The organism is Undibacterium sp. Di27W, from assembly GCF_049340345.1.
In the GTDB taxonomy this organism is placed as follows: Bacteria; Pseudomonadota; Gammaproteobacteria; order Burkholderiales; family Burkholderiaceae_D; genus Undibacterium.
In genome coordinates this window covers 26,376-47,538 of record NZ_JBMPOS010000010.1, presented here as the reverse complement: position 1 = coordinate 47,538, position 21,163 = coordinate 26,376, and the positions used below count along the sequence as shown (strand labels likewise).

The window sequence follows — 21,163 nt, the reverse complement described above, 5'->3', positions numbered from 1 at the left end:
TTTTTCAGCTTTATTTATTCGTGAACTCATGTTCTATGGTTGCAGCACTGCTTTTCCCCGCATCAATCTCAGTGATGAAGTCGGGGAAGCCGGGATTGGTTACCCGTATCTTATGCTTACCTGCAGCCAGGCTTATATGTTTCAGGGGTGGACTGGCCCCCTGCTGTACGCCATCAACGAAAACCGTGCCCCAGGGCTTGATTGCCAGCTTCAGATTCAGTTTGCTGGCAGCTGCCTTGGCCGCTTTGACTTCTTTCAATCGTGCTTGTGCAGCTTCTACAAATTTACCCTGAGGATATTGCTGCAAAAATGCGCTAAGCGCCTCAGGGCTGACTGTATTATCGTCCTTTAATTTATCCCATGCCAGTTTCTCAGGATCTGGCTTGTCTGTTGCCTCGACGGCACTGGCCGTCACAGGGCTGGCATTGCTGGCAGCAGCCGCTGCGTTTTTTTCAGCCGCTGCAACTACGGCAACAGATGCAGGAGTGGGTACTGACTGCGATGCAGTCGCCGCGTTAGAAGCAGGGGCCGCGGCAGATGCAGCAGCCAGAGTTTGCCCGGGTTTGTTCGCCCCCTGGCGGCTGGCTAAATAAGCGATCGCCAGGATCAACACTCCGGCCAATGCCAGCATGGGCAGTAACAACTTGCCAGATTTGGTTGACACGGCGGCCCCGGCTTCTGCAGTTTTGGCTTCTGGCCTGTGTGTTTTTACTGCAGTCACATCCTTGACGGGCAGGGCATGCAGATGATCCTGTCCTTCTGCCTGCATGCCAGCGGCATGCTCTTCCCTGCCTTTGCGGGATTTGCGTACAGAGGCAAAAGAACTGATACCCAGCAATTGGCGGAATTCATCCATGCTTTGTGGCCGGTCTTGCGGCTGTATGGCCAGCGCCAGGTCTATGGCCTTCAAAAACTTGGCACTGAAGCCAGCATGCTCACCGTCTTGCAACGGCAGCATGGTGTCTTTGACCACCCGGCCTACCGAGATAGGTGGCGGCGACTTCATGATGGCAAAATACATGACCGCAGCCAGGGCATAGATATCCGTCCATGAACCCTGGGGCATTTCTACATCATCGGCATATTGCTCTATAGGTGCATAACCAGGCTTGAGGATCACCGTCATGCCTTGCGTCATGTCACCAATGATCTGGCGGGCAGAGCCAAAGTCCAGCAAGACGGCCACGCCGTTCTTTTGCACGATGATATTGTCAGGCGAAATATCCCTGTGCAGTATCTTGGAGCGGTACAGGCTGTCCAGGGCTTCAAGTATCTGCTTGAAGATGAATCTCAACCAGGCCTCGGTTACCAGCTTGGGGCGCTTGTTGACGATTTGCTTGAGCGTATGACCATCATAATGGCGCATGACCATGTAGGCAGTCTTGTTTTCTTCCCAGAAGCGATACACCTTGACCAGCGAAGGATGATCAAACTGGGCCAGCAGGCGCGCTTCATTGATAAAACTCTTCAGGCCAGCTTCAAAAGTGGCTTTGTGACGCTCGGACCTGACGGTCACACTGGTATCGGCAGAACGCCCGGCCAGGGAACCTGGCATATATTCCTTGATGGCAACAGTGCGCTGTAAAGAATGATCGAAGGCCAGATACACGATACCAAAGCCACCCTCACCCAGGATACCGGTGATTTCAAAGTCATTTAGCCGCGTGCCGACAGCGAGACAATTCTCGGTACCTGCATGAATTGCAGTTGATGCTACAGTGGCGAGTACTTTTTCTGTGTTCAAGGCTTACTCGGATAATAGTTTCTTGCCTGAAGCAAAAGCGGCATGATATCCATGATATCCACGTCCAGGCCTCTGTTTCATGCTTAACATTTCACGCTCAATTAGCGGTTAACTTGCTTGTCATGCAGACAAATCGCAAAAGCTGAGAAATTATCCCTGTTAATTGCTTTTGACGTACTAATATTTTTTTCTGCAATGGCATTCATTTTACTCAACCAGGCCTCACTACTGCCCGTCGTTGCCAGACAAAATTCCATTTCATGCTCATGTACCCATTCCCAAAAACCATCGGTACACATGAGAAATGCATCGCCATCGCGCAAATCCATGGCATCTGCCGTTACTTCAGGACTACTGTCACCTTCTGCTCCTATCGCCGCAAACAGCATATTGCGCTGGGGATGCTGGCGTATGCGGCTATAGTCGACAATACCAGCATCTACCAGACGCTGGGCCTGGCTATGGTCTTTCGATACCATCTTGATCCTGCCCTTACGAAACTGATAGATCCGGGTGTCGCCCATATGCGCCCACAGGGCGCAACGATTACTCTTGTCTATCAATACGGTGGCGATGGTGGTACTCATATGTCGCTGCACCACATTCTCGCGCTTGCTTTGCGCCACTCTGACTATGGCCCAATCCAGATAAGAGCGCAAAGCCCGGGCACTGAACGAAGCTTCCTGGACAAATTTCTCTACGACAGCATCAATGGCGACCTTGGCCGCCATCTCACCACCGACATGGCCACCCGTGCCATCGGCCAGCACAAAACAAGCCAGCTCATCTTCATTGGCCCAGGCCAGCGCATCTTCATTGGTTTTTCGATTGCCTATGGCAGTGAATTGCGCAGTATCCAGATGCATGGCCGGAATGTGGTTAAGTTTAAGCACAGAAATCTAGCGATTTGATTCTGCTTTTTCGACTTCTTTCTCATAAGCAAGTAAAAATTCCTTGCCAAACATGGCCTGAAACTCATCTTTCTTGCCAGCTGAAATAGTATCAAATAACTCACTGAACTGGTCCCACATCGCTGCCTTGCGGCGTCCGGGATTAATCTGGTCCAGCAGGCCCGGCGTACCCAATTGCGCCTCCACATTGCCTGGTTGCAGGGTTTTCAGGATGGCATCGGTCACCGCCCTGTTTCCTGCTGTTACACCCATCTGATGCGCACGTATATCAAAAAATGCATCTTCCATGGCCTCTGAGGGCGCCATGAAGCCTGGCATCTTCTTGCGCAACATTTGCGTTAATACGGTTTTACTGTCAGGGAAAAATTTTAATGGATTGTTTTCCCTTAGCACAACCATGGTTACTTCTGCTTTCACTTCGCGCTTGAGCAGGGCACGTTGTGACAACTCTTCCATCGCCCCCTGTACCGAGGCTGCCATGAACTTGCCGAGAGTTTCCATCAACTCTACAGTCAGGCCGGAAGCCAGGTTCAGTTGCTGCAAACCTGCGCCCTGCAAGAAGGCATGCATGAGTTCTTGCGCGTTGTGACTAGCATGACTGGCATGGCTTGCTGGCTTGACAACATCGGCTTTGGCCGCGCTGGCAGGCACATCAGCAGCAGCTTCTGCAGTGGCTACCACAGGTTTGCTGCTGACTTCAGTGTTGACTTCTGCCGTCGCCTGTATGGCTTCGGGCCGCAACAGGAACTGTGGCGGCTGTGCTGCCACGCTGTCTTTTGCCACAGGTGGCACTACAGGCTGGCCTGTAATAACACTGTCGGTAACATTTTCAGTAACAATGCCAGTATTACTGTCCTGAGCAACTTGCGCGGCAGGCTCGCCCTCAGCTTCCACCTCAGCCGCCTGGGCTATAGTTGCAGGGGCAGCTGTGTCGGTAGTGAGGTCTTGCTGTGCGTGTTCATTTTCATCAGCAGCAATATCGGTCGCTGCCGCGGCCTCGGCCAGTCCGGCAGCTTCGGCAGTTAACAGGTATAAACCTATCTGGATTTGATCTCCGGGATGAATTTCAAATGCCGTCTCGGCTTTGATTTCCTTGCCATTAATGCTGACAGGATTGGCCAGGCTGAGATTATTGATGAAATGCTTGCCATCCTTGCTCCAGGCATGTGCCTGGGTGCGCGACACAAAGTGCTTGGGGTCAGGCAAGGCCAGGAAATTTTCTACATTCCGCCCTATCGTCGCTGGTTCCGGCCCAAATACCGCAGAAATCGGCGTTTCTGGTACTTCGTTATTATAAGAAACAACGGCAATCTTTATCATTAGTGGCACTCCAAAACCATTTTATATAGCCTGTAAAATAAGTATCCTGAACAGGCAGTTTGAGATAATCTTACGACAGTGCTTTTTATGCTGACTACGACACAGAAACAACAGGGGGCAGCCGCAAAAGAAACTCAGCCATTTTGCGTCCATCCCCAAGTTGATAACTTGCCATGTCAACACGTACTCGAAGCTTACCTGATTATCATGAAATCGGCGACTCAGCCGGACCAAGTTTTATGGTTTGCAGCAAACATTGAGACAAAGTACGACATTTAATGGCAATTAAGTAATTTAATTTTGATATTGCGGACTTGGTTGCGGACTTAGGTGCAGGTGCTGCACGCCACTCAGCATGATCAGTAAAATAGTTCTTGAGCGTTTTTATCACGACATAGTGTCGGGGAATTTGTTATATATGAGGCAATGGTAATGAGCAAGTCTGAGCAAAATGAACCTGCTCTGTCAGAAGTCACAGGTACATTTCATTATCAAGAGTTGATTGAATCCCGCCTGGGGCAACCTATTGCCAGTGATTTACTGGAGCTTGCTGCTTCACCTGGGGCCAAACTGGCGGCAGGCCGCAATGCCCTGGGCTGGACAGTGGAGCAAGTGGCCGCCCAACTAAGGCTGGCACCAAGACAAATCATTGCGCTGGAAAAAGACGACTATCCCGCCCTACCGGAGGCGGCGATAGTCAAAGGCTTCACACGCGCATATGCGAAGCTGGTGAAACTCGATCCCGAACCCATCCTGGCCTTGGTCACGAAGGAGTCGGATAAAAATAAAACGTCGTCTGGCAAGTCCGCAGCAAGCAAACGACCCGGTAGCCCGACAACAAATCAGGCTTTCCCGCTAGGCATTTTTATATGCCTGTGTATTGCTGCAGCCCTGGCTTATGCCTATTTCAATCTGCAGTAATAAATTACCCGTGCTTGTCGGCAAGCACAGGTAAGCCCCATCAAAAACTGTAAGAACCCGTCACGTAGAAAGTACGGCCCAGAGCATCGGTATAACGACCATCGTAACCAACCTGGTCACCATTGCCTTCCTTCAGGGACAAGGGTGGGTTGACATTCAGCAGATTGCGTACACCCACGGTCAAAGCCAGATTCTTGCGCAATTGCGCGCGGGTTTGCCAGTCAAATGTGGTGTAAGAAGCGACATCACGTTTGACGGTAACGAAGTCACCAAAACTGCCATTGGCATTCACTTCACGTACCGAAGCTGAAGCATCGTGATAGCCAGAGCGGTAATTCATGGTCAGAGCATGCGTGAAAATATCTGAGGTTTTCAGGGTAGCCACCAGTTTGCTGATGACACGGAAAGCCACGGCATTGTTTTCATCATAGCGACCTACACTCTGCACAGTAGGGTTACCTGGAATGTCCAGATCAGACATCAGCATATATGTCCCCGTCCAGTTCAGGCTCAGCTTACCCACAGGTGTGGATGTCTTATAGCTATGATCCCAGTCTATGCCACGATAATGCGCATTCGCAATATTGTAATAAGGCAGAGTGCCAACCAGGATATTGCCGCCCTGGCCTGCTTCATAGAAGGTCGAAAACAGCTTGGAATAATTCTCCGGGTGACCGAAAACGATGGCCTCAGGCAGTTGTGCAATCTGGTTGGACATTTTCACATCCCACAGATCCAGACCCACAGACAGACTGGAAGCCGGCTCGAAGCGAAAACCTATGGTCGCCTGCTTGGATTCTTCCGGTTTCAAGCCATTTTCGCCAGTCAGGCGATTCCCACCTGTCAGCACATCATACTGGGTGGCCCCCATGCAATTCACCGCACGTGGATCTGGTGCTTTGACTGGGCAAGGATAGGTGCCACCTGTATTGCCACTATGTATCAGCGGCGAAGTGATGTCACTCATGCTGGCCATCTTGAAACCCGTGCCATAAGAACCGCGCAACAAGAGATTATCAAAGGCACGATAGGCGGCAGACAGCTTGTAAGTCAGCTTGTCGGCTTTATTACCCTGGGTTTCGGCAGCGATGGATTTGCCTTGCTCATTGAAATTAGCAGTATTGGTCACGGCACTGTAATCATCGTAACGCAGGGCCGCAGTCACATCGAATTGCTTGCTGACTGGCAGCAAGAGCTCGGCAAAGCTACCCCAGTTTTTGCGGCTGGCAGCAATCGGCAAGTCACCTGGTGAATCTCCCAAAGGCGCATCAGTGTAATTGGGTTGCAAGGCATTCGTGCCCATGCCTATCGGTGTCGCCGTATAGTCATAACGCTGTTTGCTGAAATCCACACCCATACCGAGTTGTGATTTACCACCACCCAGGGCAAACAATTCGCGTGAGCCACGCAAGCTCAAGACATCCAGTGTGCTTTTTGAACTAGACCAGTTTTCATGCAGGACGGCAGGTGCCAGAATGGCCGCTGAAGAACCGGCTGGTGCAAAAGGATCATATTTGCCGCCGTCGACGATGGCATAGAACTTGTCCTTGCTCAAAAAACCACCGGCAAAATCACGTATGCGCTTGGAAACGGAATGGGTATAAGACAAATTGTAGTCAAAGCCAAAAGCATTGCCATCGACACCCAGCACCAGATGCTGGGCTTCTGTGGTGTAGGCCGTATTACGACCGCCAGCGTCAGAAATACGCAAGCGCATTTTGGCGGAATCAAGATTAGCCGGGTTGACCCCCAGTGTGGCCAGATAAGGTGATACATATTTGGCAAACAGCGGGCTATCCAAGCCCAGGTTCAAGGGCTGTGCCGCTGGTGCATAGCGACCGGTCTGGGTGAACTTGGAGACCACAGCCTCAGCAGACAGCGTGGTATCACTATTGAGTTTGTAATTCAGAGAAGAAAACAGACTGTCGCGCTTGGATTCAGGGATCAGTTGTACCGTCGATGCATAATCAAAGCGGCAGCGGTTTTCTACCTGGAAGGTATTCGGGCCGCAGCTCTTATCCTTTAGATAATTCGGTGAGAACAGGATGGGATCGGCACCATTCTTGAAGTTCAGCTGCGCGATTGCAGGACTGGAATTGTCTGACAAGAACCAGGTCGCGTAATTTTTGCCATTTTCAGAAAACCGCCTGACGCCGGTATCAGCAAATGAACGCTGATTGGCATTGAGCATGCTTTGTTCATCATGGCTGTAAGACAGCAGGATGTTATAGCCATCTTTGTCCAGATCACCAAAACCTTTGGACAGTCCCAGGCGATAAGACTTGCCGCCCGATTGTTGCGGTTGGGTATAGCTGAGATCGACTGCAGCTTCTGTCTGGTTCTTGCGCAAGATAAAGTTGACTACGCCGGCAATCGCATCCGAGCCGTACAGGGTCGATGCACCATCCGTTAATATTTCTACCCGCTCGACAGCCGACAAAGGAATGCTGGCCAGGTTAACCGTACTACCCGCACCATAAGAAGCCAGTCTGTGGCCATTCAACAAAACCAGGGTATAAGCAGCACCAATGTTGTGGATGGAGGCAGTTTGTAAGCCACCGCCGCCGCCATTGATGGTTTGGTTGGCCGTGCTAAAACCCTGCATACTGGGCAAGGCGGCGATGAGGCTTTCAACATTGGTGGCGCCGCTTTTTTCTATATCAGCGCGCGACAGGGTTTGCACTGGCAATGCAGTTTCCTGGTTGATACGTTTGATCGATGAGCCCGTCACTTCGACGCGCTGCATGGCAGGGCTGGTATCTTGCGCCTGGGCCTGGGCAGCGAAGATGCTCAAGCCTAGTCCGCTGGCGAACATCAGTCTCAGCGAATGGGATAATACTTTTTCTTTCATTTGTCTGCTCCGGATTTGAAAAATATTTTTTTGATCTTTTTCTTGCCTGCTGATGTGAGTCTTTTTTTTTGGAAAGCTGAGCTGTTTTCTTAACTGACATGCAGGCCTTTGCTCATACGCAAAAACCGATCAGTTTTGTCTTGTGCAATTCATCGTTTGAATCGCTTTTTTGCAGATGACAAACAGGCTGGATCACAAACTGTCTGCGTTCTTTCCTGGTCACATCCCCGTAGTCAACAGGCGCGACCGACTCTGTAGTTTCACGAACATTCAGGCTCTTTTTTCATCGAAAATCTTCATGTCGTTTTTTAATATATCATGAATATATTTTAAATATACGTAAACATTTGCGGAAATTTTAAGCAGATGGAAATAGTTTTTTGTTGTGCCAATTTCTCCGCAAGGGCGCAGGCAAAGCGTCAAGACAAGCATGCTCATGCCCTCTAAGCTGGCGCTTTTATGGCAGGAGGATGCATGCGAAGCGCAACACAGGCCGGAGCTTTTTCTGAATGGCTGCCAGGGCCTGAGGTATTACAAATCAATAGCCTGGATTGCCACACCGGCGGTGAGCCCTTGCGCATCATCACCAAAGGCTTTCCTGTCTTGCCCGGCAAACGCATCCTCGACAAGCGCGCCTATTGCCAGGCCAACTATGATCACTTGCGCACCGCTTTGATGTTTGAACCACGTGGTCATGCCGATATGTATGGCTGCCTGATCGTTGCGGCAGAACGTGCCGACAGTGATTTCGGTGCCCTGTTCTTGCACAACGAGGGCTATAGCACCATGTGCGGTCATGCCATCATCGCCCTCACCCGTGTCGCACTGGAAGCTGGCGTCGTAGCCAGCAGCGGGCCCATGACAACCATCAAGATCGACGTACCGGCCGGGCAAATCACCGCCTATGCAGAGATGGAAAATAATAAGGTCACGCGCACTTATTTTGATAACGTGCCTTCCTTTGTGGCAGCTCTCGATGTCAAGGTCGAGGTACCCAGGCTGGGTAAGGTGAATGTCACGCTGGCCTATGGTGGTGCTTACTACGCCTATGTCGATGCCCCCAGTCTGGGCCTGTCGCTGGCGGCAGATAATCACCGCCAGATCATCGCCATGGGGCGCAGCATCAAGGCAGCAGTGCAGGAACAAATCGCCATCCATCATCCCTACGATGAAGAACTCAGCTTTTTGTATGGCTGCATCTTTTCTGCGCCATCACAAACAGCTGGTGTGCATAGCCGCAATGTCTGCATTTTTGCCGATGGCGAGCTGGACCGCAGCCCGACTGGCAGCGGAGTATCCGGCCAGGCTGCCATTCTGCATGCGCGCGGTCAATTGCGCCTGGGTGAAAGCATCACCATAGAAAGCATACTCGGCAGCCAGTTCAAGGTGACGGCCTATCATCCGCACAGCTATGGCTATCACAGTGCCATCATCCCGCGTGTGGAAGGCAGCGCCCATGTCACCGGGCGCAGCACTTTCTACCTGGATCAGCAAGACCCTCTGATACAAGGATTCATATTCCGATGAAAGCTGAATTCACGCAAAGGCTGGGCCAGTTACGTCAGCAGATGCTAGACCAGGAACAACAGGCACTACTGGTTTTCTCTCTCGATCATCTGCGTTATCTCTGCAATTATTCTGGGGAAGCCGCCTATGGCATCGTCACGCTGGATCAGTTTTTTTTGATCACTGATTACCGCTTTATCGAACAGGCCGAAACCGAGTGCTTTGAATGCCAGCTGATATGCCGTAACCGCGACCAGCAAAGTCTGGGGCAAGCGATACGGCAAGTCCTGGACATGCAGCACATCAGCAAACTGCTGTTTGAAGCTGCCCATATCAATTTACAGATGTGGTCAGGCCTGGCGCAGGAACTGAGCGGCATCAGTTGCACCAGCAGCGCGGGGCTGGTAGAAGAATTACGCAAGACCAAGGATGCCTGGGAGATCGCGCAAATTCGCAAGGCAGCCGCGATTGCTGACCAGGCCCTGCATGACTGCATGCCCCTGTTATGCCTCGGCGTCAGCGAACGCGACTTTGCACTGGAGCTTGAGTACCGCATGCAAATACTGGGCTCTGAAGGCTTGTCCTTCCCCAGCATAGTCGGTTTTGGTCCACGCTCAGCGCTGCCGCATTGCATACCTACAAACAAGACCCTGGCTGAAGGTGATCTCATCGTTATTGATTTTGGTGCGGTCGTACATGGCTACCGCTCGGACATGACGCGCAGTTTTGTCGCAGGTAGAGCCAGCGCGCAACAAAGAAATATCTACAACACTGTGCAACAGGCGCAACAGGCAGCACTCGCCAGCCTGCATGCTGGTCAAATGGCTACCGTCACCAGTGCCGCCGCCAGCGATATTTTGCAAGCATCGGAATTTGCCGCCTATACCAGCACGGGCCTGGGCCATGGTGTCGGCATACAGTTGCACGAGCAGCCCTTTATCAGCCCGGTTTGCCGGGATACGCTGCAAACTAATTACGTTGTCACCATAGAACCAGGTATCTATATACCGGGCTATGGCGGTGTGCGCATAGAAGATGATGTCCTCATCCAGGCAGATGGCTATAGCTTGATCACCCATGCACCCAAGATTTTTGAGCTGGAAATTTAAAAAAATATTCATCATGTCCACTACTCCGCATTCTTCGGCTCGCAGCCCCTTCCATAAAAATTTCTATGTCGCCAATAGCATGGAAATTTTTGAACGCCTGGCCTGGTATGGTTTCTTTACCCTGTCTTCCCTTTACATGACCAGTCCGGTATCGCAGGGTGGCCTGGGTTTGAATGATCAGGAACGCGGTTTCTTGCAGGGCATGATTCCCTTCCTGCTGTATCTGTTGCCGGTAATTACCGGTGCACTGGCTGACCGTTATGGTTACCGCCGCATGTTCCTGATTGCCTTTAGCATCATGTGCCCGGCTTATTTCCTGCTGGGCCAGGTGCACGGTTTCTGGAGTTTCTGTGCTGCCTTCCTGGCGGTCGCCATAGGTGCAGCCTGCTTCAAACCGGTGGTAGTCGGCACCATAGGTCGCACTACCGACGATAGCAACCGCGGCCTGGGTTTTGGCGTGTTTTATACCATGGTCAATGTCGGTGGCTTCCTGGGCCCACTGGTGGCTGGTTATGTCAGGGCCATCAGCTGGGACATGGTGTTTCTCATGTCCTCGCTGTGGATTTTGCTGAACTTCATACCAGCCATCTTCCTGTACAAGGATAGTGAACATCATGAAGGCGGTGCCGATCAGCGCAGCTTGCAGCAAGTCTTGCTGGAAACCCAGGAAGTGCTGGGCAATGGCAGGCTGGCCCTGCTGGTGGTACCTGCCATCATCGGTATCATGATCGCGGCCAAAGGTGGCATCAGTTATGCACAATATTTCATTGCAATGGCTGCCTGGCTGGGTATCAATCTGCTGTGGAGTGTCCTCAACAAATCCGGCCACCAGCAGCACTGGTATCAGCAAGGCATACGCATAGGCAATGCACAGTTCGTCATTTACCTGCTCATCATGACAGGCTTCTGGACTATCTATAACCAGGTCTTTATCACCCTGCCCTTGTATATCCGTGACTTTGTTGATACCACCGACCTGGTCCTGCTGATAGGCAAGCTCAGTCCGGCTGCCCTGAACTTTCTGGCAGCAGTGAATATAGAACAATTGACGAACATCTTGCCTGGCCTGGCCGCCAAACAGGGGCCCTATGCAGATACCCAGTTACTGGAGCAATTGCGGCTGGAACTGGTGAACTACAAAGTCATGCCACCGCTGGAACAATTACAGTCAGGCTTGCAGGCCCTGCATGCTGGCAAGATCAGTGCCGCACAATTGGCCGCTGACTGGGGCCAGGCTTACCGCCAGGTCAATCCTGAATACATCGTCAACCTGGATTTTGGCGCTGTCGTCCTCTTGCAGATCATCATCAGCACGTATGTGCAGCGCTGGAAAGCCTTGCCGGTGCTGGTCATGGGCACGCTGGTATTAAGCCTTAGCCTGTGGATGACGGGGCTTTCGCATGCCCTGCTGTTTGGTGGCGTCAGCGTTTGCATGGCTGTGTTTGTATTTGCCCTGGGAGAAATGATCGCCTCACCCAAGAGCCAGGAATATGTGGCAGCTATTGCCCCAAAAAGAAAAACCGCCATGTTCATGGGTTATTACTTTGTCTCCATGGCGCTAGGCAATTTGTTCGCCGGGCTATTGTCGGGATGGTCATACACCGTGCTGGCGCGACAAATGCATCAACCCATGCTGATGTGGAGTTTGTTTGGGGGAATAGGTGTGATTACTTCGATTGCCTTGCTGGTGTTTAATTTGCGGCTGAAGAAGTCTGCGCAGGGTTTTGCTGTGGCGGCATAAAATGCATGCGTTGAATCACGCATGCAGATTTTCCTACGTAGGTTGGGCTACGGGGTATCAGCCCAACACTGGGCCTTAACAAACGTATACGTTATTAAGCGCCGAGTGTTGGGCTGGTAAATCGTAGCCCAACCTACGAGGTGAACTTAACCTACAAAACTAAATCAACGCAAACCCATAAAATCTTTTTTACCAATTTCCACACCGTTATGACGGAACAATGCATACGCCGTCGTCACATGGAAAAAGAACTGGGGCAAGCCATAGTTCAGCAAATACGCCTGGCCAGTGAAAGTCTGTTCTTTCGGTGTACCTGGACGCAAGACGATGTTGCGGGTTTCGCTGCCTTCAAATTTGGATTCATCCAGTGTCGCGATGAAAGCCTTGGTCTTGGCAATGCGTTCTTGCAATTCGGCAAAAGTTTGCTCATTGTCTTCATAGGCTGGCAATTCAGCCTGAGCCAGACGACCGGCAACACCCTTGGCAAAATCAGCGGCGATCTGTACCTGGCGTGTCAAGGCCAGCATGTCGGGGAATAAACGTGTCTGCAAGAAGTTTTCTGCAGGGATATTCTTGGCTGTTGCATGCGCTTCAGCTTTTTTCAGAACGTCGCTCAGGCTATCAAGCATCTGGTTAAACACGGGAACAGAGGCGGCATACATGGAAATAGACATGGAAATCTCCTGACAAATGACTGAATGGAGCTGCATTATAGGGTGTATAGAAAATTTGCGTATGAGGCTAGAAATTTTCTGATTCAGCCTGGAATGAGAATATCAAAGCTGGTCTCGCCCTGGCTATTTGTCATCAATTTATGGCTGTAGCCATGCCTGTTCAATACTTCACGCACAAACATCAGGCCTATACCCTGGCCGCCTTTCTTGGTGGTAAAGAAAGGGGTGAACAATTGCCCATGAGGTACATCTGACAAAAGATTTGCAGAATCGCTGACCGATAAGTGGATTTGCTGCTCATGCGTGTTTCTCGTCAGGCTGATGTGCACATAACCCCTTCCTCTCTCTTGCTGACCACTTCTGATGGCAGCCTCGACAGCTTCTATGGCATTTTTGACGATATTCAGCAAAGCCTGTTCCATCAAGGGCGCATCCAGTAACAGCAAGGGCAATTCATCCCGCTGCAGCCAGTTGAAACTGATCCCCAATTCACTGCATTGCTGGCGATACAGATAGATGATGCCATCGAGCATGGCTGCCAGATCATGCGGTTTCAATTCAGGTTCAGGCATTTTGACGACGCGGGTGAATCGCTCTATGAATTCACCGAGATTGCCATTTCTCTTTCTGACGGCAGCGATGGCGGTGCTGAAATCCTGGCTATCTTCAGTACGCAATTGTCCGCTATAAAACAAGAGTGACTCCAGTACCGAGCCTGTGGCGGCAACGGTATTATTGACCTCATGCGCGAGTACGCGTATGAGTTTTTCATAGGTGGTTTTTTCCGAGCTGGCGAGTTCAGCGGTAATCTCATCTATCAATAAAAAATCGCGCTTGAAACCGCGATCGGTAAATTGATTTCTCTGGCAGCGATAACGCCGGCCTTCCGTATCGCTATATACCGTGCTCTCGCCGGGCAGCAAATCATGCAAACTGCCCAGCAATTCACGCTTGGCCGCTATTGCATGGTCCTGCAATAATTCAGGCAGGCTGAGCCTGCTCATTTCTGTCACGCCCAGCAAGCCCTGGGCACTGGCATTCATCAGGCTGATCTTGCCATCGAAATCAAAGACGATGACTGCCGTTGGTGTTGCCTCCAGCAAGCGGTCGAGGAAGCCACGCTGCTCACCGAGTTCCAGTCTTTCCTTATACAGGGCTTCCAGCATGCGGTTGAATAAAACAATCAATTCATTGATTTCCTGATTGCTGTCCGGCTTGAGGCGGCTGGCATAATTTTCATCCTGCAAGAGATCATGAAATTGCTGGGCAAAATCCAGCGGTTGCAAGACTTTATTGACCAGGTAAATACCCAAAGCCAGGCTGCATGCCAGGCCCAGCTCCAGAACTATGATCAGCAGGGGCTGGCTCAGATAAAAACTGAAAGCCAGTACCAGGAAAATCCCATGAATAAAAAACAAATAAGCCAGCAAACGTCGCTTCAGGCTCATTGCTGACCTTCTGCATCAACTTCATTGCTGCTGATCTGGTGTTTTTCCAGACGTCGGTACAAGGCAAACCTGCTCAAACCCAGGGCCTTGGCCACGCGGGTGATATTGCCCTGATGCTGCTCCATGGCTTTTTCTATCATGAGTTTTTCTACCTGGTCCAGCGTCATGCCAGCGATACTCAGGTTCTGGCCTTGTGCTTCTTCATGCTGCTCAGCAAATAAAAAGTCATTTTGCTCTAACAAGGGTTTATCGACCAGCAGCAAAGTGCGTTCCAGGCATTGTTTGAGCTGGCGTATATTGCCAGGCCAGCTACGACTACTCAGCCAGTGCAAGGCCGACGGTGCCAGGCTGACTGCCTGCATGCCATAACTATTGACCAGGGCCGTCATCAGACGATGGGCCAGCAGGGGGATATCACTGCGGCGTTCACGCAAGGGGGGCAGGCGTATGGTAATCAGGTTTAAGCGATAATACAGATCTTCACGAAACTCATTCGTGGCGACCAGTTCAGCCAGTTCACGATTGGTGGCAGAGATAATCCGCACATCAGCCTGCTCAGTCTTGCTGGCACCTACCGCCTGATAACTCTGGTTTTGCAATACCCGCAGCAGCTTGACCTGGTCATTACGATTCAACTCGCCTATCTCATCGAGGAATAAACTACCCTGGCTAGCCATGGCGAAATGGCCTTTGCGATCACTCTTGGCATCTGTAAAAGCACCGCGTACATGACCAAACATTTCGCTTTCAAACAAGCTGGTCGTCACCGCCCCCATGTTAACCTTGACGATGGGCTTGCCAGCACGCGGGCTATTGCGGTGTATGGCATCTGCGATCAATTCCTTGCCTGTGCCGCTTTCGCCCAAAATCAGGACTGAGGCATTGGTCCTGGCCACCCGCCCTATGGTGGCCAATACTTTCAGCAATTCGGGATGCTCACCAATGATGTCATTGAAATTATATTGCTGGTCCAGTGCCTGGCGGCTGGCATTGCCAGGCATGGCGCCTTGCGCCACATCCAGGGTAGTGCGTATCAGTTCCTGTAACTGGGTATTGCTCCAGGGTTTGGTAAAAAAATCTGCAGCCCCCAGTTTGACGCCACGTACCGCCAGGGCGATCGAACCCCAGGCCGTCATCAATAAAACGGGCAAGGCTGGATAAAGGCGCTTGATGTCAGCCAGCAGCGCCAGGCCTTCTTCACCGGTGGTTTGCAGAGAAAAATTCATATCCTGCAAAACCAGGTCTATCTGCTGGCTAGCCAGTATCTGCATGGCTTGCTGCGGCTCATCGCAACTGACACTGGCATAGCCCGATTGTTTCAACAGCAAGGCCAGCGACACCAGCACCGAGTTGTCGTCATCTATGATCAGGATACGTGGGATTGCTAAAGCTTCTGGCATGACCTTATCTATTGCAGTGAGTAGGAGCAGGAATACAGCATCCACACCCGCAAGTGTGGATGCTGTGATTGCCTTGAGGGGCTATCTTAAACGTTTTAGCCTGAATTCAGGGCTAAAATATTTTATTCATAGTGCAATGCTTCGGTAGGACTCAGGCGACTGGCCCGCCAGGCAGGATAAAGCGCGCAAAGCGTAGAGATAGCATAAATGACAGCCATGGAAATCGCAGTGGCTGTCATGAAGATAGGCCAGTTGATGGACTCTCCCAGGACACCAGTCAAAGGTAGTTGTATCAACAATACCATCCCCACCAGCATGGCAATGGAACTCAGCAATAATTGCTCAGTCACGATTTGCTGGTAGATATGCCCGCTATGCGCCCCGATAGCCCGGCGCAAACCAATTTCTGGTATACGCTGCGTGGTATTTTGCCAAAGTACGCCAAACAAGCCGAAGCCCACCATGATGAGCAGGAAAACCGCCATGATTGCCAGGATCACCAAAGGTATGGTGTCCTCTGTCATCTTGGATTGACGCATATCCGCCAAAGGTGAGATTTTATAACCCCAGTCGCTGCGTATGAGTTTCAATTGCTGATGCAGTTTTTCTTCAAAGGCACGCGCAGTACCCGGCTTGACTTTGACCAGTGCAGTTTCCATGCGTCTTTCTCCGGTGGCTTTGGAATAACGCATGATGGCAAATGTGGTGGGTGCCATGAACTCGCCTTTATTGCGATAGTCTTCGAATACACCCATGACACGGAACAGCTTGATATTTTTTCCACCAGATTCAGTGTCGGCAATCACTTGTCCTAGCGGGCTCTTGCCGGGAAACATTAGCTCTGCCATTTTTTTATTGATGACAATGGCTCTTTCAGCCCGCCCCTCATCCTCACTGGAAAACCAACGCCCTTCCAGCAATTTCATTTTTAACAGCCCTGGTGTTTCATCTGCCATTTCTGCCATATGGATGGAATATCTGAAATTACTATCAGGCAGATAAAAATCCGTAGTCCAGGTCGCGTTGCTATAAGGTGAATGAGTAATGAAACCAACTTGCTCTACCTCGGGCATGGCAGCCAGGCTGCGTTGAAAATTTTCAGTTACCCTGGCATCGTTCTTGGTATCGGCTTCACCTGTACCCAGCATGCTGACTGACCACACATCCTGATAGGCAAAACCTGTAGGCAAGTGATACAACTGAAAATAGCGTGCGCTCATCAAAGCCAGCCCGAATACCACGCAAAAGGCCAGCAGAATTTCCAGACTCAATAATAAATTCTTGAACTTACGCTTCCAGATAGGTTTGAGTATATGGAAAAACATTATGCAGCTCCTTTCAAGGCGAGCACAGGATCAAGCCGAGACATTTTCCATGCCGGAATAACGCCAGACAAGACGCCAAACACGATGGCGATGGCAAAGCCATAGACAAACACCATGGAACTCAAATCCACTTTCATATAGGGCACCAGATCAGCATTGCTGAGCCAGATCAGGGTCAGTTTGGTGAGTATCAGCCCGACAATGCCACCCACCAGGCAAAGCAGGATATTTTCCATGACGAATTGCTTGACCAGCTCACGGTTACTCGCACCAAAAGCCTTGCGTACACCAATCTCGGCAGCTCTTTCCATGATGCGCCCGGAGTTCAGATTGACCAGATTTAACGCCGGTAACAGCATGAAGAGCAACATGGCGAGCATGATGCCGCCCACAAACATCGGTGCCCCCGAATCGGCCATATCATCACGGCTTAACAAGCCCCTGGCAAAGAAATCCAGTTTGCCATCCGCCCAGATATAGGTATGCTCCCAATGCTTGGGGTCGTCAGCATTGATCTGCTTGACCAGTTGCAAGAGTTCATCCTTGATCAAGGGCAGATCTGCAGCACTCTTGCCCATTAACAGGGCATTGAAATTCCCTGCATATTGCTCGCGGTATTCTGAACTTGGAAAAGTGGTGACCGGTACCCACAGGTCAGAATAAGCGTTCAGGTGCAATGTGTCTTCGACGACGCCGATAATTTCAAACTGCTGGCCACCGGTATTGATTTTTTTTCCTACGGCGGCTTCACGCCCAAACAATTTCTTTGCCGTGCTTTCATTGATCACGGCCACAAAACGCCCCTGCTTGACATCGTCTTCGCTCGGTACTCTACCTGACAAGACCTTGAAATCGAGTATCTGCCAATACTCGGCATCAGCACGGCGCATCATGATTTCATTGACACTATCTTTTTGATAAACAGAAACAGATTCAGGCCCGGTCACCCCGGCCACCTTTTCAACCGTTTTCATCTTGCGCAAATACTGGTCTATGACCTTATAGCCCACGGGACTTCTCATCGTACCGTTCTTGCTGATTTGCATGACAGTATTGATTTGCAAGAAACGCTCGCTCTTACCTTCCACCCCCTTGGGATAAAACGCCGTTTGCAAGATAGCCGTCACCACCAGCAAAACCACCATGGTAAGCACAATGCACAAAAGGTTAATGGCAGTAAATAATTTACGCCGCATATATACTTTGCAGGCAATCTGGAAATAATTCTTTAGCATGACATCACCTCTAAGCGACCAGTTGGCCGTCAAATACCCGGACTATGCGGCCGCCTTGTTTGGCCTGGCGCTCATCATGGGTGACCATGACCACGGTCGTGCCTTCATGGCTAAGTTTGAGCAGGATATCCATGACTTCGGCACCCATCTGGCTATCCAGGTTGCCGGTAGGTTCATCGGCCAGCAAGACACTGGGGCGACCGACCATGGCGCGGGCTATCGCCACCCTTTGCTGCTGCCCACCGGATAATTGATTGGGATAATGGTCCATGCGCGCAGACAAGCCCACCCTGGCCAGTGCTTCTTCTGCCAGACGGCGGCGCTCTTTGGCGCTGCAAGAGCGGTACAATAAAGGCAGCTCTACATTGTCGATGACACGCAAATCATTGATCAGATGAAAGCTTTGAAATATGAAACCAAAGGTACGGTTACGCAGCCTGGCCAGTTCTTTATCACGCCAGACTTTCATCTCGGCCCCGTCCACTTCTATCTTGCCCTTGCCTGGTCTGTCGAGCAAACCTATGAGATTCAACAGCGTGCTCTTACCGCAACCGCTAGGCCCCATGATGGAGACAAACTCTCCCTTTTTTACATGCAAATTGATATCGCGCAAAGCCAGGGTTTCGACTTTATCGGTTTGATAGGTTTTGCTGACATTGTCCAGTTTGATCATCATTGCTCCTGATTAGATTTTTTGTTGAATTTTATTGAAATACCCTGAAACTGCTTAAATGCTTGAGATGGCTGATATCTGAAATCACCAGCCTGTCTCCCGCCTTTACCCCCTGCAATACTTCAACCAGCTTGCTGTCACCCAGGCCTATTTCTACGCTGCGTTTGACTGCCTTGCCACCTTCCAGCACATACACATCCTGCCGCCCCTTGCCACTGATCGCCGGGCCATTTTCAACGACCAGGCTGCGGGCTTTTTGCTCGGTGATGATATTCACATCCACCCTGAGTTTGTGTCTGAGCGAGGGATGGTTAGACTGATCCAGTATCACGATGAGTTTCACCGTGCCGTTTTGTATCTCGGGCAAGATGGTTTGCACTTCACCAGCCATGATTTGCCCACTGTATTCCACTCTGACTTTTTGGCCAGGGTTGAGATAACGCGCATAAAAATCGGATACTGTCGCCTCTACCTTGAAATTACTCAGCTCTGAGACCTTGGCAATCAATTGCCCGGTATTGACGCTGGCACCTTCGTCAGCCAGCATCCAGGTCAACAGACCATCAAAAGGTGCCTTGACCTGGGTTTGCTCCAGCAGTCTTTGCTGTAATTCCATCTGCTTTTGGAAGATGGATTTTTGCAGACGTCCGGCCTCGATATTGCTTTGTGTGGTGCGGCGGGTATCTGTCAATGTCTCTTTGTGCTGGCGTATTTGCACTTCATTACGCTTGACCGCCAGCTCAGCAGCCTGCAAATCCACTGCCGAAGTGATGCCTATGGCGCCCAGTTTTTGAAAGCGTGCCAGCTTGACTTTATTGCTTTGCAAATCCAGCTCCAGCAATTCCATTTCACTGGCAATTTTTTTCAGGTTGGCATCCATCTCCATGGCCAGCACCTGGCCCTTGATGTCCTGCTGGGAAATCTGTTCACGCAAATTATCGATGGCCAGGCGTATGGTGTGGTCATCCAGTACCATCAGCAATTCACCGGTATGTACTTTCTGCCCCGCCTTGGCAATGACTTTTGTGATGCGCGATTGATTCGGGCTGGATAATTGTTCTTCATGGACGGGGACTACCACGCCTGCTGCATTGATGGTGTTATCGATCGCGCCGACGCGCACTTCTCCCACCCGGATTTCACCCAGACTGACACCCGGGCTGATCATGCGATTCACAGCCCAGGCTGCACCAGTGAGGGAAATGGCGATGGCAGCCAGCAAGAATATGGTCCTGTGCTTGCGCTTTTTAAGTGTGTCCTGGCTAATAACCTGATCCATATCCAAACCTGAGCTGAGTGTATTGCCAGATCAGGTTTGCAAGCGCCGTGCCTGCTGCAGATATAAAATTAAATCATTTAAAATCAGTCACTTAGATAATCTCAAATGAGAAAAAGAGGGAATATTGCGTTCGCCAGCGAACGTCAGTGTGCGAATTAGCACGGTGCATGAGGGAGGGAAAGTATCGCCCAATAAAAAACCCCCTTCTTGTCAGGAAGGGGGAGCAGGGCTACATTTGTTCTGTCTGTGTTTGAGGCTGGCTTAAAATATTGCCAGCAAGGCTACATCAGAAGCGATAGCCCAGACCCACGCCTACCAGCCATGGGTCTATCTTGACTGCACTGACTTTAGCGCCAGCGATAGTCACGTCGCTGCGGATTTGCACTTTTTTGATATCCAGGTTCAAAGACCAGTTTTTATCCAGTTTAAAATCCACACCCGCCTGTATGGCCAGACCTATGCTGCTGTTTTCCAGGCCGCCTGCGCCTTTGAGCAAGTTCACGTCCGAGATGCGGGTGTAATTCAGACCAGCACCAACATAAGGATTGATTTGTGCATCGGGCGCAAAATGGTATTGCGCCGTCAACGTCGGTGGCAAATGCTTGAAAGTACCAATGATGACACCATCGAGCATAACGTCATGTTTTTGTGGATAGGTCAAAATCAATTCTGCCGACCAGTTAGGGCTGAAGTAGTAAGTGAAATCCACCTCCGGGATTTCCTTGCTATCGACAGTGATGCGATTTGCCGCACCAACACCGGCGACCGGGTCGGACTTGTCTGCCGGGCTGATATTCACCAGACGGGCGCGCACTTGCCATGGGCTTTGCTCCTGCGCCATGGCCTGGCTAGCAGTAAAACCTATGGCGGCCAGGGAGAGGGCAATGACTAATTTTTTCATTTTTATTTCCTTTTCTCAATAATCAACAGGGATGAACAAAGTGTAAATCCACACTGCTGGCAGGGACTTGAGCTAGCGCAAAACTGTTGCAAAGCACAAATTTGCGTGTTTGCAGGACAAACGAA

The 21,163-nt window shown here is 50.8% G+C and carries 16 protein-coding genes; 4 read left to right on the top strand and 12 right to left on the bottom strand.

Annotated features, from left to right (window positions below):
* Window positions 1-10: 10 nt before the first annotated feature.
* From ACO0LF_RS19630 to tagH, 3 genes are all read right to left on the bottom strand, one after another.
* A complete protein-coding gene (locus tag ACO0LF_RS19630; RefSeq protein WP_423017047.1) occupies window positions 11-1,744 on the bottom strand; it encodes a serine/threonine protein kinase in 1,734 nt (577 codons plus the stop codon).
* A gap of 101 nt (window positions 1,745-1,845) precedes the next feature.
* Window positions 1,846-2,637, bottom strand: coding sequence for a PP2C family protein-serine/threonine phosphatase (locus tag ACO0LF_RS19625; protein ID WP_423017045.1), 792 nt, complete (start codon window positions 2,635-2,637; stop codon window positions 1,846-1,848).
* Window positions 2,638-2,643: 6 nt separating this feature from the next.
* Window positions 2,644-3,975: a type VI secretion system-associated FHA domain protein TagH gene (tagH, locus tag ACO0LF_RS19620; protein WP_423017043.1), complete on the bottom strand. Its 1,332-nt coding sequence runs from the start codon at window positions 3,973-3,975 to the stop codon at window positions 2,644-2,646.
* A gap of 432 nt (window positions 3,976-4,407) precedes the next feature.
* Here tagH and ACO0LF_RS19615 point away from each other — a divergent pair, with 432 nt between their 5' ends.
* Window positions 4,408-4,896 carry a helix-turn-helix domain-containing protein gene (locus ACO0LF_RS19615; protein ID WP_423017041.1) on the top strand — a complete coding sequence of 163 codons (489 nt, stop codon included), beginning with the start codon at window positions 4,408-4,410 and terminating at the stop codon, window positions 4,894-4,896.
* Between the two features lie 40 nt (window positions 4,897-4,936).
* On the opposite strand, the gene ACO0LF_RS19610 is transcribed toward ACO0LF_RS19615, so the two are convergent.
* Window positions 4,937-7,747, bottom strand: coding sequence for a TonB-dependent receptor (locus tag ACO0LF_RS19610; protein ID WP_423017039.1), 2,811 nt, complete (start codon window positions 7,745-7,747; stop codon window positions 4,937-4,939).
* Between the two features lie 474 nt (window positions 7,748-8,221).
* On the opposite strand from ACO0LF_RS19610, the gene ACO0LF_RS19605 reads away from it, so the two are divergent.
* Genes ACO0LF_RS19605 through ACO0LF_RS19595 form a run of 3 tightly spaced genes read left to right on the top strand, consistent with a single transcriptional unit; the run spans window position 8,222 to window position 12,103 of the window.
* Window positions 8,222-9,274: a proline racemase family protein gene (locus ACO0LF_RS19605; protein WP_423017037.1), complete on the top strand. Its 1,053-nt coding sequence runs from the start codon at window positions 8,222-8,224 to the stop codon at window positions 9,272-9,274.
* Window positions 9,271-10,362, top strand: a complete 1,092-nt coding sequence (locus ACO0LF_RS19600) for a M24 family metallopeptidase (protein ID WP_423017035.1) — start codon at window positions 9,271-9,273, stop codon at window positions 10,360-10,362. The genes ACO0LF_RS19605 and ACO0LF_RS19600 overlap by 4 nt, the downstream gene beginning before the upstream one ends.
* 13 nt (window positions 10,363-10,375) lie before the next feature.
* Complete coding sequence (locus tag ACO0LF_RS19595) at window positions 10,376-12,103, top strand: MFS transporter (RefSeq protein WP_423017033.1); 1,728 nt, start codon at window positions 10,376-10,378, stop codon at window positions 12,101-12,103.
* A gap of 164 nt (window positions 12,104-12,267) precedes the next feature.
* On the opposite strand, the gene ACO0LF_RS19590 is transcribed toward ACO0LF_RS19595, so the two are convergent.
* The 8 genes from ACO0LF_RS19590 to ACO0LF_RS19555 all read right to left on the bottom strand — a co-directional run bounded on the left by ACO0LF_RS19590 (window position 12,268) and on the right by ACO0LF_RS19555 (window position 21,038).
* On the bottom strand, window positions 12,268-12,777 hold the full coding sequence (locus ACO0LF_RS19590) for a DUF1993 domain-containing protein (protein WP_423017031.1): 510 nt from the start codon (window positions 12,775-12,777) through the stop codon (window positions 12,268-12,270).
* Between the two features lie 83 nt (window positions 12,778-12,860).
* The gene (locus ACO0LF_RS19585) at window positions 12,861-14,225 is read right to left on the bottom strand and encodes a sensor histidine kinase (protein ID WP_423017029.1); all 1,365 of its coding nucleotides are present in this window, start codon (window positions 14,223-14,225) and stop codon (window positions 12,861-12,863) included.
* On the bottom strand, window positions 14,222-15,625 hold the full coding sequence (locus ACO0LF_RS19580) for a sigma-54-dependent transcriptional regulator (protein WP_423017027.1): 1,404 nt from the start codon (window positions 15,623-15,625) through the stop codon (window positions 14,222-14,224). The genes ACO0LF_RS19585 and ACO0LF_RS19580 overlap by 4 nt, the downstream gene beginning before the upstream one ends.
* 122 nt (window positions 15,626-15,747) lie before the next feature.
* Window positions 15,748-16,950 (bottom strand): ABC transporter permease, encoded by a 1,203-nt coding sequence (locus ACO0LF_RS19575; RefSeq protein ID WP_423017025.1) that lies wholly within the window; start codon window positions 16,948-16,950, stop codon window positions 15,748-15,750.
* On the bottom strand, window positions 16,950-18,185 hold the full coding sequence (locus tag ACO0LF_RS19570; protein ID WP_423017023.1) for an ABC transporter permease: 1,236 nt from the start codon (window positions 18,183-18,185) through the stop codon (window positions 16,950-16,952). The genes ACO0LF_RS19575 and ACO0LF_RS19570 overlap by 1 nt, the downstream gene beginning before the upstream one ends.
* A gap of 10 nt (window positions 18,186-18,195) precedes the next feature.
* Window positions 18,196-18,861 carry an ABC transporter ATP-binding protein gene (locus tag ACO0LF_RS19565; RefSeq protein WP_423017021.1) on the bottom strand — a complete coding sequence of 222 codons (666 nt, stop codon included), beginning with the start codon at window positions 18,859-18,861 and terminating at the stop codon, window positions 18,196-18,198.
* Between the two features lie 28 nt (window positions 18,862-18,889).
* Window positions 18,890-20,137, bottom strand: coding sequence for an efflux RND transporter periplasmic adaptor subunit (locus ACO0LF_RS19560; protein ID WP_423017019.1), 1,248 nt, complete (start codon window positions 20,135-20,137; stop codon window positions 18,890-18,892).
* Between the two features lie 286 nt (window positions 20,138-20,423).
* Window positions 20,424-21,038 carry an OmpW/AlkL family protein gene (locus ACO0LF_RS19555; protein WP_423017017.1) on the bottom strand — a complete coding sequence of 205 codons (615 nt, stop codon included), beginning with the start codon at window positions 21,036-21,038 and terminating at the stop codon, window positions 20,424-20,426.
* Window positions 21,039-21,163 lie beyond the last annotated feature (125 nt).